Source organism: Campylobacter concisus (assembly GCF_902460675.1).
Taxonomy (GTDB): domain Bacteria; phylum Campylobacterota; class Campylobacteria; order Campylobacterales; family Campylobacteraceae; genus Campylobacter_A; species Campylobacter_A concisus_AJ.
Genome location: NZ_CABPUQ010000001.1, coordinates 381,742 through 396,365, shown reverse-complemented (window position 1 = coordinate 396,365; position 14,624 = coordinate 381,742). Strand labels below are relative to the sequence as shown.

Sequence of the window (14,624 nt, the reverse complement as noted above, 5' to 3'; positions counted from 1 at the left end):
ATTTACTCCTTAACCGCTTTTGGCAAAATTTTGGCCTTTGCGCTAAGACTCTCTATCTTTAGCTCATAAATTTTCATGTTTTTTAGCCCATACTCGGCCGCCACGTCAAAGGTGCTCATCGCGTAGGCGGTGTATTTTTGGCTGAGAATTTTTAAAATTTCATATCTTTTTGCTTCATCTGTCACTTCGTAGGCTCTTGTTTTTGCGATGGCGCTTTTGTATTCAGTCGTAAAAACCTTGCCGCCAAGCGCCTTGCCGTCGTCTTTTATCGCCTCTAGCTCGCTATCATTTAGTTGTGGGACTTTGTTGAAGCTAACGCAGACAAACTCCACTTTTCGCCCATTTTGAAGTAGTTTTGCCTTGCTACCAGCGGTCGCTCCGTGGACAAAAATGCTCTCACCAACCCTAACAGGCGAGATAGGCACGCTAAAAATTTCTCCCTCATCATCTACGCATGAGATCACGCTGTATTCGCAACTATCGATAATGTCAAGTGCCTCGTCAGGGCTTAGTTCTCTATCTTTTCGTCTCATTTTTAATCCTTTTTTTGCAAAATATTTTAAAATTTAAGTGCTTAAAGGCTAGTATAACGCAAAAATTTCAAGGAAAAATATGAAAAAATTTGCCATTTTTGCCCTTTTGTTGGGCGTAAATTTATTTGGTGCAAGCGAGGTTTGCAAGGAGTATGTCAAGCAAAGTAGGCTCTATCTTGATGAGCTTTACGCCAAAGAGAGCAAGAAGCTTGCGGGTGATGAGAAGGCGCTAAGGCTTTTTGAGCTTAAATTTGACGAGTTTAAGCAAAGGCAAAGCGGCCAAGAAGCGATGATAATGCAAAATAACGATGAGAAATTTTGCAAAAGCGAGCTTGAAAAGGTAAATAAGCTTCTTGCTGAGCTTAAAAAATAGCTTAAATTTGAGCGTTTAAGTCCCACTCAATGGGCGTTTTGCCGTGGTTTGCTAGGTAGATATTTGCCTTTGAAAAGTGTCTGCAGCCAAAAAATGCCCCACGAGCTAGCGGACTTGGGTGCGCTGCTTCTAAGATAAGGTGCTTGCTGGCGTCTATAAGTGGCGCTTTTGCCTTGGCTGGGTTGCCCCAGAGCATGAAAACTACGTTTTGTAAATTTTCACTTATCTTTCTTATGACGGCGTCTGTAAAGCCCTGCCAGCCAAAGCTAGCGTGAGAATTTGCCACTCCTGCACTAACGCTTAAAGTCGAGTTTAGTAGCAGCACGCCTTGCCTTGCCCACTTTGTAAGATCGCCGCTATTTGGCTCTTTTATGCCAAGATCGGCGTAAATTTCTTTATAAATATTCACAAGGCTTGGTGGCACTCTCACGCCACTAGGCACTGAAAAGCTTAGCCCCATGGCTTGATTTGCACCGTGATATGGGTCTTGGCCTAGGATGACGACCTTTACGGCGTGAAATGGCGTTAGATTAAATGCGTTAAATATAAGTCCGCTTGGTGGATAGACGACGCCAGCGCTCTTTGCTTTTAAGAAATTCTCTTTGATGCGTGCAAAATTTTCACTCAAAAACTCATCTTTTAGCACCTCTTTCCAGCTTGGCTCGATCTTTACATCATCTAAATTTATCTGCATTTTCCTGCCCTTTTTTGGTTTTAGCGGTATAATTTTAACTAAATTTATCCAAAGGAAAGAGCTGTGTCAGAGCAAATTTTTAATAAAATCCACGAGCTTCTTAGCAAAAATGGGGCTAAATTTAGAGTAATAGAGCATGAGAGTGCTAGGACTTCAGATGAGGTTGCGAAGATAAGGGGCACTAAAATGAGTCAGGGCGCAAAGGCGCTGGTCTGCTCTATAAAAGGCGTTGATGAAGAGAAATTTAGGCAAATTTTTAAAGATGAAAATGTGCTAGATGGCTACTTGTTGGATGACGAAAAGCCAGCGATGAAGGCTGGTAAAATTTACTTGCTAGCGGTCTTGCCAGCTGACGAGCAGGCTGATCTTGACGCGCTTACGCAAAAATTTGATGGTAAAAGAGCGAGCCTTGCTAGTCCAAAGGAGGTTACGGCCTTGGCTGATTGCGTATTTGGCTCGGTTCCGCCATTTAGCTTTCATAAAAATTTGCACCTTGTCGTGGATGAGAGTTTGCTAGAGCGAAACGATGAGATCGCCTTTAACGCGGGGCTTCTTGATAGATCGCTCATCTTAAACGCAAAAGACTACGCTAGGATAGTAAAGCCAGTGTTTGTTAAATTTGCAAAAGAAAAGTGCTAGGCTAACCACTTCCTAGCACTAAATTTGTCGGGAGAAAAATGAATTTAAGTAATGCAAAGACGAGAAATTGCTAAATTCATTTCAGGAGCAAATATTATCAGTGGTAATATTAAAATATAATAAATTATATTGATAAAATACGTATATTTTAGGGATTATTATATTTATATATAAAAAAATATATTTTAAAATCCAAAAATTTTGGCTCAAATTTCATTAAATTTAAAAAGAATTTATAAAAATTTGCTTAGCAATTATTAAGTTTAGCTTAAAGCCCATTTTGATAAAATCCTTAATCGTTCTTTTATCGTAAAAAAGACAATTTGATATAAGGAAAAACAATGAGCGATATCATCGCATACAAACTAAATGGCGAAATAGTCGATACTCAAAGTATCGCGGGGCGTGAGAGTAGTGCTGAGCCTATCTATTTCGACAATTCAAAAGAGGCACTACACGTTATCAGACACTCCTGTGCGCACCTCATGGCACAAGCTATCAAATCACTCTATCCAAAGGCAAAATTCTTTGTCGGCCCAAACGTAGAAGATGGATTTTATTATGATTTTAGAGTTGATGATGAGGGCACGAAGCTAGGCGAGAGCGATCTTGCGGCGATCGAAGATAAGATGAAAGAGCTTGCTGAGAAGAAATTTGACATAGTTAAAACCTGCTCAACCAAAGCTAATATGAGCGATAAATTTAAAGATGACGACCTAAAACAAGAGGTCTTAAAAAGAATTCCAGATGGCGAAGTGAGTAGCTATCAGCAGGGTGATTTTGAGGACCTTTGCCGCGGACCACATGTGCCAAATACTAAATTTTTAAAATTCTTTAAGCTTACACGCGTGGCTGGCGCATATCTTGGCGGTGATGAGAGCCGTGAGATGCTAACTAGAATTTACGGCACAGCTTACGCAGACAAAGAGAGCTTAAAAGAGCACATCCGCATCATCGAAGAGGCTAAAAAGCGCGATCACAGAAAGCTTGGCGTCGAGATGAAGCTATTTACATTTGATGAAGAAGTGGGCGGTGGTTTGCCTATCTGGCTACCAAATGGCGGACGCTTAAGATCAAAACTAGAGCAGCTCTTATACAAAGCTCACAGAGATCGCGGCTACGAGCCAGTGCGTGGGCCAGAGCTTTTAAAGGCTGATGTGTGGAGAAGAAGCGGTCACTACGCAAACTATAAAGAAAATATGTACTTTACAACGATCGATGAGACAGAGTATGGCATCAAGCCGATGAACTGCGTTGGTCACATCAAAGTCTATCAAAGTGACATCCGCTCTTACCGCGACTTGCCGCTTAAATTTTTTGAGTACGGCGTTGTGCATCGCCATGAGAAAAGTGGCGTGCTTCACGGACTTTTCAGGGTGCGTGAATTTGCACAAGATGACTCACATATCTTTTGTATGCCAAGCCAGATAAAAGAAAATATCCTAGAAATTTTAAAATTTGCTGGCACGATAATGGAAAATTTTGGTTTCCACTACGAGATGGAGATTTCAACCAAGCCAGCCAAAGCTATCGGTGGCGATGAAATTTGGGAAACTGCTACAAAAGCGTTAAAAGAAGCTCTTGATGAAAACGGCTTTAAATACGGCATCGACGAGGGCGGCGGCGCATTTTATGGACCAAAGATCGACATTAAGATCACCGACGCACTTAAGAGAAAGTGGCAGTGCGGTACGATACAAGTCGATTTTAACTTGCCAGAGCGCTTTGATCTAGGCTACATCGACGCAAACAACGAAAGACAGCGTCCTGTAATGCTTCACAGAGCATTGCTTGGCAGTTTTGAGAGATTTATAGGAATTTTACTTGAGCACACTGCTGGCGAGCTGCCATTTTTCATAGCTCCAACGCAAGTCGTCATCGTACCTATTAGCGACGCGCATTTAGACTATGCAAAAGAAATTTCACGTGAGCTAAGAAAGATCAACATCGATAGCGAGATCGCAAGTAAAAATGAGAGTTTAAATAAGAGAATAAGAACGGCAGAAAAACAAAGGGTGCCTATGATAGTCGTGCTAGGAGACAACGAAGTAGCGAACAAGAGCGTTGCGTTGCGCGACAGACAGGCTAGGACGCAGAGCGATATGAGCTTGGCGGAATTTATAAATTTAACGAAGGAGAAACTTAGTGAGGTACATTTTTGAGTAAGGAAAATGAAGTATTGCTCAATGAGGACATAAGGGCGAGAGAGGTAAGATGTGTAGGGGATGATGGCACGGCATACGGTGTCATCTCAAGAGATGAGGCTTTAGAGATCTCAAACAAGCTTGGGCTTGATCTAGTGCTTATAGCGCCAGACGCGAAGCCGCCAGTTTGCAAGATAATGGACTATGGTAAATTCCGCTATCAGCAAGAGAAAAAGCAAAAAGAGGCCAAGAAAAAGCAAAAAACCATCGAGATAAAAGAGATAAAACTCTCTGTCAAGATCGCCCAAAACGATATAAACTATAAGGTTAAACACGCAAGTGAGTTTTTGCAAGATGGCAAACACGTTAAATTTCGTGTATTTTTAAAGGGTCGCGAGATGAGCACCCCAGAGGCTGGTGTAGCCATGCTTGAGAAGGTCTGGGAGATGATCAAAGATGAGGCTGACCGCGACAAAGAGCCTATAATAGAAGGTCGTTATGTAAATATGCTTGTAACTCCAAAAAAGGGTTAAAATCTCACAAAGAGCAGGCTAGGGCTTGCTCTTTTACTAAATTTTTAATACAAAAACTTATAAATAACTATTTCTCAAAAATTCTATCATTTTTATATTTGCTAAATTTACGCTGGGGGCACTTTCTGGGCTGATGTGGCTTGCGGTTAAATTTTGAAGGATTAATTTAGACATGTTTAAATTTAGTAAATTTTGATTTTTGCTTGCTGGATTTTAACCTTTTTTGTTGTCACTTGCATTGGAGCTGAAATTTGACTAGGTTAAAAACTCTTTGTTGGAGTAAATTTGATAGCTTTTTGTAGGTTTGTTTTATTTGCTTGCGTGAGTTTTTAAACTAAATTTCGTCTGTGAGCAGGCTAAATTTGGTAAGAAACTCGATTATTTGTAGCTTAAATTTAGTAAATTTTAAATTCTCTTGTCCGAATTTTATTATCTTGCTGCCACTCGAAAAGCGCTGTGCTGAAAACTTCTTGTGAGTTTTAAAATTTGTTTATAGCTTGTATGAATGTTTTAGGCTAAATTTGACAAGAAATTTGTTTGTTTGTAGCTTAAATTTATAAAATTTTAATTTTTGCTTACCAAAATTTATCCCACCTTTTTCTGTCAACCATTACATGGGTGTTTTGCTGAAATTTGACTGGGTAAAGTCGCCTAGTAAAGTAAATTTGATAACCATCTTGCGAGTTTATAAATTTATGGTGCGTGTAGAGTGTTTTTTAAGCTAAATTTGGCAAAAAATTCGTTTTTTTGTAGCTTAAATTTATAAAAGATATTTTAGGATGGGCGAGCCTAAATTTACTAAATTTCATAAGTCATTTCTTGTCAAAAAAAGCTCTGTTATCTGCTTGAGAAATTTTAGGCCTTGCTCGCTTTTTGGTAGGATTTTGTCATTTAGCCTTACTATGTCGAAGTTGCAAGTGCCATGAAATTTTTCGCTCGCAACGCATTTGCTGCAAATTTCTTCATCGCCAAGTAGCCACGCATAGACTGCACCACCAGTGCAATCAAGTAAAAATATCCACAGGATGCTCCATGGCAAAAACTTTCAATTTTACTGGATGAGCCTTGCCATACCACCATTTGCCACTATATTAGCTCTTTTGACAAAATTTCTATAAAAAGCTCTAAAAAATGTGGTCTGCTAGCCACCCTAGTGAAATTTAGTCAAACTTCAAATCCACATCTATCACTCTAGCGCAAATTTACCAAAAGAAACGCTCTATATGCACCGCATAAAATGTCTCGATCTAGCGTAAATTTGATAGCTTGCTAGTAAAATTTGCCATATAAAAGGCAAAACTCTTTTTTGGCTAAAAATCATAGCCTGCCTCGTATCGATTTACGCCCAAATTTAACTTGGACGTAAATTTGCAGAGCCAAATTGGCCTACACATATCCTTGATCTATCATCGCATCAGCCACTTTTCTAAAGCCAGCGATATTTGAGCCAAGCACCAAGTTGCCCTCATCGCCAAACTCTTTACTTGTCTCGTAGCTTAGTTCAAAGATGTGGTTCATGATGCCATGAAGTCTGCGATCGACCTCTTCAAAGCTCCACGAAGTCATGCCGGCGTTTTGCATCATCTCAAGTCCGCTCGTGCCCACGCCACCAGCGTTTGCTGCTTTTGCTGGAGCAAAGTTAAAGTCTTTTTGTGCAAGCATGAAATTTATCGCATCAAGTGTGCTTGGCATGTTTGCGCCCTCAGCCACGAAGCGGCAGCCATTTGCGTAAAGCACTTTTATGTCAGCTAGGTGAAGCTCATTTTGTGTCGCACACGGGAAGGCTCCGTCGCATGGTACGTCCCAGACGCCGTTTCTGCCCTCTTTGTACTCGCTCACGCTTACATATTTTGCATTTGGTCTAAATTTGGTGTATTCGCTAAGGCGAGCGCGCTTGACCTCTTTTAACTCTTTAAGTACCGCTAGATCGATGCCTTCAGCGTCATAGACGTATCCGTTTGAGTCAGAGACGGTGATAGGCAGTGCGCCTGCTTGATAGAGCTTTTCGACCGTGTAGATGGCGACGTTTCCGCTACCGCTGATGCTGCATTTTTTGCCCTCTAGATCAAGTCCAGCTTTTTTTAGCATGTTTTGAGTGAAATATACTAGTCCGTATCCAGTAGCCTCTGTGCGCGCTAGGCTGCCGCCCCAGTTTAGCCCTTTGCCAGTTAGGATGCCATCAAACCTGCCAGTTAGCTTTTTATACTGACCAAACATATAGCCGATCTCTCTAGCGCCCACGCCGATGTCGCCTGCTGGCACATCCACGGTGTTGCCGATGTGGCGGTAAAGCTCACTCATAAATGCTTGGCAAAATCGCATTATCTCGCCCTCGCTCTTGCCCTTTGGATCAAAGGTGCTGCCGCCTTTTGCGCCGCCGATATTTACGCCAGTGAGCGAGTTTTTGAAAATTTGCTCAAATCCAAGAAATTTTAGCACGCCAAGATCGACGCTTGGGTGGAGCCTTAGACCGCCCTTGTATGGGCCAACAGCTGAGTTAAACTGCACGCGGTAGCCGTTATTTACCTTTGGTCTGCCATCATCGCCTGTGTATGTCACGCGAAAGATCACCGTGCGCTCAGGGATGACGATGCGCTCTAGGATCGCGTGTTTTTGGTACTTGCTCTCTCTTTTGATAAGCGGCTCTAGGCTATTTAAAACCTCAGTCGCAGCTTGGACAAAGACGCCTTGACCTGGGTTGGTCTTCTTTATCCACTCCATCGTTTGTTCGATGTACTCGCTCATTTTTGCTCCTTTTTTCTTTTTTTGTAGTTAAATATTAACTCGGCTAGAAAAAATTTTTATTTAAAGATATTTTAATATTTTTATTTTGGGCAATGAGTGTTACATATCGAAACTAAATTTATAAAAAGTGGTTTTTGCATCATTTATTGGGATAAATTTATAAAAGAGGATTTGGTTAGAGTGAGCCTAAATTTACTAAATTTGCGCCATCTCTTGCCAAAAATCAAGTGCCGCGTCGTCTGCTTGGACAAAATTTAGGATTTGCTCGGATGATGGCATGGTTTCGCCATTTAGTCTTGCTATATAGGTGCTGGCAAGCGCTATGAAAAATCTCTCAAAGTCACTCGCAACGCGCCTACTGCAAAGCTCCTCATCTCCAAGTAGCCACGCATAGACCGCACCGCTCGCGCAATCAAGCAAAAATATCCAAGGATCTCCCACGGCAAAAACTATCAAATTCGCTGGCCTCTCCTCGCCACTCCACCATTTTCCACCAAACTCATCTACGCTGTTTAGGCGCACTAGCTCGCTTGCGTAGTCGCCTCTAGAGCCAAAGCTGACATTGCAAATTTCAAAGTTGCCAAGGTCAAATTTGTTTAAAAGCTCTGTAAATTTAGCTGGAAAATTTACGCCAAGGCTCTTTTGCGCTTGCATAAACGCCGAAACGTCCTTTTGCGGCAAAAGCCTCATGCCAGTCATACCCTCTTGCTCTAGTAGCAAGAAAATTTGATCTAGCTTCCTAGTGATCTCATCTAATTTTAAAAACATATCGGTCCTTAAATTTGATAAATTTTGACAAATTTTATCAAATTTAGCCCAGTGCGCTTTAAAATTTGGGTTATAATCGCCATAAATTTAAGGAGCTAGCATGGTTAGATCATATCCTCTTGATATGCCTGGCGTGGAGTTTCGCGGGCACGGTGTAACTGGCATTTACGAGATGGGTGAGCGCATTGCATTTGTGCATTTTGCTTTTGGGGTGCCTAGCGAGTTAGAGATAGCTCAAAAACTAACGCCAAACTACGTGCTACTAGATACATTTTCACGCGACTTTAGCGAACATAAGAGATCAACGCTTACCTATAAACAAAGCGAAATTTTCATAGCCAGCGACGCACTTTGCTACCCAGAAAATGGCCACTTCGTGCTAAATACTAGATACTACAATGGCTACATAAACTCCCCAGCAAAGCTTATAAAGATAGATAACGGGCTGATGAGCGAGCTCGGCGTTGCTAATGAGCCCATAAAAGAGATATATAACGACGCTAAAACTTATGAATTTGATGGCTTTTGCGTGCGAATGAGTTCGCCATTTATGATGGAGTGTAAAGAAATTTTGGACAGCGCAGAGTTCAAAAGTGCGGCGAAAGATGAAAATTTAAACGCTAATTTGCCGCCCAAAGAGCAGGGCGTAAGGATAGGCAAGACCATCTGGCGGCTAAAGCTTGGCGCATATCTCTACACGCCAGTTTGCCTGCGTGAGGGAGTGCTTTACTTTGGCACCGCTGGCAAGGGCGGAGATCTATACGCCGTGGATGCAAAAAGTGGCGAAGTGGTGTTTAAGTTTAAAACCAGTGGCACGGAGCATTTTGTTTGGATCAAAGGTCAAATTTTACTCGCAAACCGCAAAAATAAGCCAGTTTTGATAAGCGCCAAAGATGGCTTGCTATTAAAAGAGATAGAGTTTGAGAAATTTAGCCTTAGCGCAGATCAGATCATGCTAGTAAGCGGTGGTAGGCTCTACGCTGTGGCAAATGATGGAGCTAAAATTTACGCAGTTTGCGCGGAAATTTAGCCTTGGCGAAATTTATCGCCAAAGCCATAATGAGATAAATTTATCTCTTCTTTTTATATCTTTTTATCGCCTCTACGATGACCTCTTCTAGGTCGTCATTTGGCTCTTTGTTCATATCATCATAGGTGTTTTCAAGGATAGTTTTTAAGTTTTTCTCAACGTAGCTAGTATCGAAAAATCCCCTTCTAAATTCCTTGCTCTTGCTGATCGTTAGCAAAAATGGGATGATCGTTCGCACGCCCTCGATGGTAAATTCTTCAAGTGCTCTTTCAAGCTTATTTACCGCTAGATCATAATCAGTCGCCTTGACGATCAGCTTTGCGATAAGTGAGTCGTAAAATGGCGGTATGGTGTAGTCCTTATAGACGTGGCTATCGACGCGTACAGATGGGCCAAGAGCTGGGTAGTAGCCCTCGATCGTGCCTGGTGCTGGGATGAAATTTTCCCAGACATTTTCAGCCGTGATCCTTGCTTCTATCGCGTAGCCGCGCGGTTTGATGTCGCTTTGCTCGATCTCTAAAATTTCACCCGCTGCGATCCTTATCTGCCTAACGACAAGATCATGTCCTGTGATCTCTTCAGTGATGCCGTGCTCCACTTGGATACGGGTGTTCATCTCCATGAAGTAAAAGTTATTGTAGTCATCTAGCAAAAACTCGATCGTTCCGACGTTTGAGTAGCCCACAGCCTTTGCAGCGGCCACAGCAGTCACACCCATGATCTTTCTTAAATTTTCACTAATCGAAGGGCAAGGTGCGATCTCGATGATCTTTTGGTGGCGCCTTTGGATAGAGCAGTCACGCTCGCAAAGATGGATGATGTTGCCGTAGTTGTCGCCTAAAATTTGAAACTCGATGTGGCGAGGATTGACGACAAGCTTCTCCATAAAAACTTCGTCGTTGTTAAAGTATGCTTTTGCCTCTCTGGTGCACGACTCAAAGGCATCTTGCATATCTTCTTCTTGCCAAACCTCCCTGATGCCACGGCCACCACCACCACCACTTGCTTTTAAGATGACTGGATAGCCGATGCGTCTAGCGTGCTCTTTTATGGCGTCCATGCTCTCATCATTTAGCTTTTCAGTACCTGGCACTATTGGTATGCCGTTTTTCTTCATCAGATATCTAGCGATGTTTTTATCGCCCATTTTCTTGATGACTTCGGCTTTTGGACCGATGAAGATGAGCCCAGCATCCTCAACCGCCTTTGCAAATTCGTAGTTTTCGCTTAAAAAGCCGTATCCTGGGTGTATCGCGTCAGCCCCGCACTCTTTAGCAAGCTTTACGATCGCTTTGGCGTCAAGATAGCCTTTGATCGGATCTTCACCCACTTGATAGGCCTCATCAGCGATCCTGACATGCAAGCACTCGCTGTCTGGTGCTGTGTAAATTCCTACGCTTTGAATGTGTAAATCCCTACAAGCTCTGACTATCCTAACTGCGATCTCACCACGATTTGCGATAAGAATTTTATGTATCATAGGCTATCCTTTTTGAGTTTTTCTTATCATATAACTATTCGATTTATTTTTAGATAAATTTGTTAAGTCTGGTTTTAAAATTTGAGTGCAAAGGCTAAATTTACACTCAAATTTCTTTATTTGCTGATGATTTGTGGGAAAGGTGTGGCTAGGGCTTTTTTGCTAAAGTCTTGCGACTCGATCGTGAAATTTGTAGCAAATCTTTGAATGCCATCTTTTTTATAAGCACGCCTTTGGATGGTAAAAAGGACTAAATTTCCGCCTTGTTTGGTGTAGCGATATATCGAGTGCTCGGCTGTTGGAGTGCCATTTAAATTTGAAAATATCGTGATATCAAGATAAATTTCATTTGCCAGTGAGCCCTTTTTATAAGCCACTTTTAGCCCTTTTGCTTTTAGCTCTTTTAGATCATTTATCTTTTGCTCGACCGCTTGTTCTGGCGTAGCGTCAAATTTAAGGGTATTTAGCGAGAGCATGTAGCTAAAACTATCTAGCTTCTCGCCAGGGAGTAAGTACTCCTGCGTGAATAAATTTGGCACAGGCTTGGCTGAGCCTGCTAGCGAGTAGAGTCTGTTGTCAAATTTTATCTGCATCGGCTCAAAATACTGAGTTGCTGCGAGCAAGAGCGCTGGCAAAGCGATAAATGCTAAAAATTTCTTCATCAAATTCCTTTAAAATGGATTTACTATCATTACCCAGATGATGATGAGCATCGCGATAGTTGGCACTTCGTTGTAAGCTCTAAAGAAGATGCCACTTTTGTTACAGCGTTTCTCTTTGAGCTGCTTCATGTAGCGTCCAAGGTCTAGGTGATAGATAGCCATTAAGATGACAACTAAAATTTTGACATGTATGTGGCCAGTTTTTATAAGATCAGGCATCGCGATAAGTATCAAAATGCCAGTGACAAATGAGCCGATGAGTGCGACCCAGCCGATGTAGTGATACATCTTATACTCCATCACCTCTACCACTTTGACAAAGTCAGGCTTGTCCATATTTTCTACGTGATAAACGTAGAGCCTTGGCTGATAAAACAGCACTGCCATCCACGAGATGAAAAACAAATAGTGGAGGTATTTTAAGTAAAGATAATATTCTGCCATAACGTCTCCTTATCTAAAAAGTATCTCTTTTCTAGCTTCAAATTCAGCCTTGCTGATCGCACCACTCTCAAAAAGCTCGTAAAGCCTTTTTAAGTCATCTTCTTTATCTTTTAGTTTTAATCTCTCTTTTAGCTCGACTTTTTGTAAATTTTTCTCGATATAAGCACCAACTAAAAATGCATCGATAAGCCACCAAATGCCCCAAATTATTAAAAATGGTATGCCTATAATGAAATAAAACGTAGAGTAGCCAACGAAAAATAGTCCCATCATCAAAAAGCCAGTAATAAATTTACCAAGGTAAATTCTATGCGCTCCAAGCCAGCCAGTAAGTAGCCAAAGCGCGTATGCGACGTAGATATTATTTCCCACTCTCTCTCCTTTTTCTAAAACTTTGCCAAAGTATCATCACAACGCAAAGATCGATCATCACATCAGCGAAGTTAAAGACTGCAAAGTTAAACCACTTATGCCAAAAGACGTAATCCACGACGCCGCCATGGATAAATCTATCTGTGATGTTTGAGCTGCCAGCTCCTAGCAAAGCCCCAAGCCAAATGGCATGCGAGCAAAGCAGCTTTTTCTCGACGACCAGATAGACAAAAACGCCTAAAATGAGGGCGATCTGGATAAATTTAAGCCACTCATCTAAAAAGGCAAACATCGAAAATGCAACGCCCTTATTATATGTAAGAACTAGCGAGAAAAACTCGCCCTCCCACGAAAAACCATCTATAAATATCATTTTTATCGCTTGATCAACGATAAAAATGAGAAAAAATGCGATGAAAAATTTAATCAAATTTTTACGCATTTAGGGCTTTTACAAAAAATTTCTCAACTTCATCCATGCGTTTTTCAACTAAAGTTTGATTTTTACCCTCAAGCAAAAGTCTGATCAAATTTTCAGTGCCAGAGTATCTAAAGAGCGATCTTATGCCCTCTTTTGCAAGGCTAGCCTCAAGCTCTTTTAGCCCCTCTATCTTATCAAGCGGCTTTTTCTCTGTGATCTTTAAATTTAGTAAAATTTGTGGATACGGCTTTAGCTCGCCAAAAATTTCACTAGCTTTTTTACCTTTTTTAAGCATCATAGCAACTACTTGCATCGAAGTAACAAGGCCGTCCCCAGTCTTGGCGTAGTCGTTAAATATGACGTGACCGCTTTGCTCGCCACCAAAATTTATGCCATTTTCTTTCATCATCTCAAGCACGTATTTATCGCCTACGTTTGAGCGAAGTAGCTTGATCTTGTGAGCCTTTAGATAGTCATCAAGTGCGGCATTACTCATCACCGTAGCCACGATGGCTCCACCTTTTAGTGCCTTTTGCTCGTGTAAAAATGCTGCAAGTGAGCCAAGTATCGCATCTCCATGCACAACTTCGCCGTTTTCATCGACAACGACAAGTCTATCAGCATCGCCGTCAAATGCAAAGCCGATGTCAGCACGAAGCCTTTTTACCTCGCTTGCTAGATCTTCTGGGTGAAGTGCGCCGCAGTTTTGGTTGATGTTGCTACCATTTGGTTCGTTGTTTATGACGATGACATCGGCTCCAAGCTCGCTAAATACAGTTGGCGCAACCTTGTAAGCAGCTCCGTTTGCCACGTCTAAAACTACTCGTAAATTCTTTAAATTTAGCTCTTTTGGGAATGAATTTTTTATCTGCACGATATATCTGCCGATAACATCATCGATCCTCTTGTTTGCGCCGATCTCTGTCATCGTTTTTTGGGCGTTTGCGATGAGCTCGTCGTCGTAGAAAATTTTCTCTATCTCGGCCTCTATCGTCTCATCAAGCTTGTTGCCAAAGCTATCAAAAAATTTGATGCCGTTGTCGTAGTATGGGTTGTGTGAGGCGCTTATCATTATGCCAGCGTCACAGCGCATATTTTCTGTTAAAAATGCGATCGCAGGTGTTGGCATAGGGCCTATTTGAAGGACGTTGTAGCCAACTGCAGTTAGCCCTGCAACGATGGCGGTTTCTATCATATAGCCACTTTTTCTAGTATCTTTTCCAACCAAAATCACATTTGTCGCTGAGGTCTTTCTAAAGTAAATTCCAGCAGCCATTGCAAGGCGCATAGATGTTTGAGCTGAAAGCTTTTCGCCAGCCTTACCACGAACTCCGTCTGTTCCAAAAAGTTTCATAAAATTATCCTTTTTATTATAAAATGGTGCTATTTTATCAGAAATTATCAAATTTAAAATCTAAAATTTTATTTGTTTTAAAGCAGACTTAAATTCAGTTACAATTAAATATATTTTTCATATAATCACGGACTAAAATTATCAAAAAAGGTATATTATGGCAAACCATAAATCTGCTGAAAAAAGAGCTAGACAAACTATAAAAAGAACAGAAAGAAATAGATTTTACCGCACTAGACTTAAAAACATTACAAAAGCAGTGCGCGTAGCTGTAGAAGCTAAAGATCTAAATGCTGCAAATGAAGCTTTAAAAGTTGCTAACAAAAGCATTCACAGCTTTGTAAGTAGAGGCTTTTTGAAGAAACAAACTGCTGCTCGTCGCGTTAGTCGTCTTGCTCAATTAGTAAATACTCTAAAAGCTGCTTAATCTAT

Annotated in this window: 17 protein-coding genes; 6 read left to right on the top strand and 11 right to left on the bottom strand. The window is 41.3% G+C overall.

All coding sequences use genetic code 11. The features are described 5' to 3' along the window. Nucleotides 1–2: 2 nt before the first annotated feature. The gene (locus tag F3G88_RS01970) at nt 3–533 is read right to left on the bottom strand and encodes a pyridoxamine 5'-phosphate oxidase family protein (protein ID WP_149715233.1); all 531 of its coding nucleotides are present in this window, start codon (nt 531–533) and stop codon (nt 3–5) included. A gap of 79 nt (nt 534–612) precedes the next feature. Here F3G88_RS01970 and F3G88_RS01965 point away from each other — a divergent pair, with 79 nt between their 5' ends. Beyond that, nucleotides 613–906: a hypothetical protein gene (locus F3G88_RS01965; protein WP_103632248.1), complete on the top strand. Its 294-nt coding sequence runs from the start codon at nt 613–615 to the stop codon at nt 904–906. A 1-nt stretch (nt 907) separates the two neighbouring features. Here the strand turns inward: F3G88_RS01965 and ung are convergent, their stop codons facing one another. Continuing rightward, on the bottom strand, nt 908–1,600 hold the full coding sequence (gene ung, locus F3G88_RS01960; RefSeq protein ID WP_149715232.1) for a uracil-DNA glycosylase: 693 nt from the start codon (nt 1,598–1,600) through the stop codon (nt 908–910). Between the two features lie 63 nt (nt 1,601–1,663). Between ung and F3G88_RS01955 the strand changes: the two genes are divergently transcribed. The 3 genes from F3G88_RS01955 to infC all read left to right on the top strand — a co-directional run bounded on the left by F3G88_RS01955 (nt 1,664) and on the right by infC (nt 4,916). After that, nucleotides 1,664–2,239, top strand: coding sequence for a YbaK/EbsC family protein (locus F3G88_RS01955; RefSeq protein ID WP_149715231.1), 576 nt, complete (start codon nt 1,664–1,666; stop codon nt 2,237–2,239). Nucleotides 2,240–2,580: 341 nt separating this feature from the next. After that, nucleotides 2,581–4,401 (top strand): threonine--tRNA ligase, encoded by a 1,821-nt coding sequence (thrS, locus tag F3G88_RS01945; protein WP_149715230.1) that lies wholly within the window; start codon nt 2,581–2,583, stop codon nt 4,399–4,401. Then, nucleotides 4,398–4,916, top strand: a complete 519-nt coding sequence (gene infC / locus F3G88_RS01940; protein ID WP_009295104.1) for a translation initiation factor IF-3 — start codon at nt 4,398–4,400, stop codon at nt 4,914–4,916. Before thrS ends, infC begins: the two co-directional genes overlap by 4 nt. An 805-nt stretch (nt 4,917–5,721) precedes the next feature. Here the strand turns inward: infC and F3G88_RS01935 are convergent. The 3 genes from F3G88_RS01935 to F3G88_RS01925 form a co-directional block, all read right to left on the bottom strand. Then, entirely contained in the window at nt 5,722–5,955 is a 234-nt protein-coding gene (locus tag F3G88_RS01935) for a hypothetical protein (protein ID WP_149715229.1), read from the bottom strand. Nucleotides 5,956–6,302: 347 nt separating this feature from the next. Further along, nucleotides 6,303–7,661, bottom strand: coding sequence for an NADP-specific glutamate dehydrogenase (gene gdhA / locus F3G88_RS01930; RefSeq protein WP_149715228.1), 1,359 nt, complete (start codon nt 7,659–7,661; stop codon nt 6,303–6,305). A gap of 195 nt (nt 7,662–7,856) precedes the next feature. Next, nucleotides 7,857–8,429, bottom strand: a complete 573-nt coding sequence (locus F3G88_RS01925) for an SMI1/KNR4 family protein (RefSeq protein ID WP_021092700.1) — start codon at nt 8,427–8,429, stop codon at nt 7,857–7,859. A gap of 100 nt (nt 8,430–8,529) precedes the next feature. Here F3G88_RS01925 and F3G88_RS01920 point away from each other — a divergent pair, with 100 nt between their 5' ends. Continuing rightward, nucleotides 8,530–9,459 carry a PQQ-binding-like beta-propeller repeat protein gene (locus F3G88_RS01920; protein ID WP_021092489.1) on the top strand — a complete coding sequence of 310 codons (930 nt, stop codon included), beginning with the start codon at nt 8,530–8,532 and terminating at the stop codon, nt 9,457–9,459. A 40-nt stretch (nt 9,460–9,499) separates the two neighbouring features. Here F3G88_RS01920 and F3G88_RS01915 read toward each other — a convergent pair whose 3' ends face one another. The 6 genes from F3G88_RS01915 to glmM form a co-directional block, all read right to left on the bottom strand. Continuing rightward, complete coding sequence (locus tag F3G88_RS01915; protein ID WP_004317286.1) at nt 9,500–10,939, bottom strand: acetyl-CoA carboxylase subunit A; 1,440 nt, start codon at nt 10,937–10,939, stop codon at nt 9,500–9,502. A 116-nt stretch (nt 10,940–11,055) separates the two neighbouring features. Beyond that, nucleotides 11,056–11,601 (bottom strand): HI_0983 family protein, encoded by a 546-nt coding sequence (locus F3G88_RS01910; RefSeq protein ID WP_149715227.1) that lies wholly within the window; start codon nt 11,599–11,601, stop codon nt 11,056–11,058. Between the two features lie 9 nt (nt 11,602–11,610). Next, a complete protein-coding gene (locus F3G88_RS01905; RefSeq protein WP_004317437.1) occupies nt 11,611–12,045 on the bottom strand; it encodes a HemJ family protein in 435 nt (144 codons plus the stop codon). 9 nt (nt 12,046–12,054) lie between these two features. Then, nucleotides 12,055–12,417: an NINE protein gene (locus tag F3G88_RS01900; protein WP_103610375.1), complete on the bottom strand. Its 363-nt coding sequence runs from the start codon at nt 12,415–12,417 to the stop codon at nt 12,055–12,057. Then, nucleotides 12,407–12,859, bottom strand: coding sequence for a signal peptidase II (gene lspA / locus F3G88_RS01895; RefSeq protein ID WP_103579162.1), 453 nt, complete (start codon nt 12,857–12,859; stop codon nt 12,407–12,409). Before lspA ends, F3G88_RS01900 begins: the two co-directional genes overlap by 11 nt. Continuing rightward, a complete protein-coding gene (gene glmM / locus F3G88_RS01890) occupies nt 12,852–14,192 on the bottom strand; it encodes a phosphoglucosamine mutase (RefSeq protein WP_004317384.1) in 1,341 nt (446 codons plus the stop codon). The genes lspA and glmM overlap by 8 nt, the downstream gene beginning before the upstream one ends. A gap of 157 nt (nt 14,193–14,349) precedes the next feature. Here glmM and rpsT point away from each other — a divergent pair, with 157 nt between their 5' ends. Beyond that, nucleotides 14,350–14,619, top strand: coding sequence for a 30S ribosomal protein S20 (gene rpsT, locus F3G88_RS01885; protein WP_004317319.1), 270 nt, complete (start codon nt 14,350–14,352; stop codon nt 14,617–14,619). The last annotated feature ends 5 nt before the right edge of the window (nt 14,620–14,624 follow it).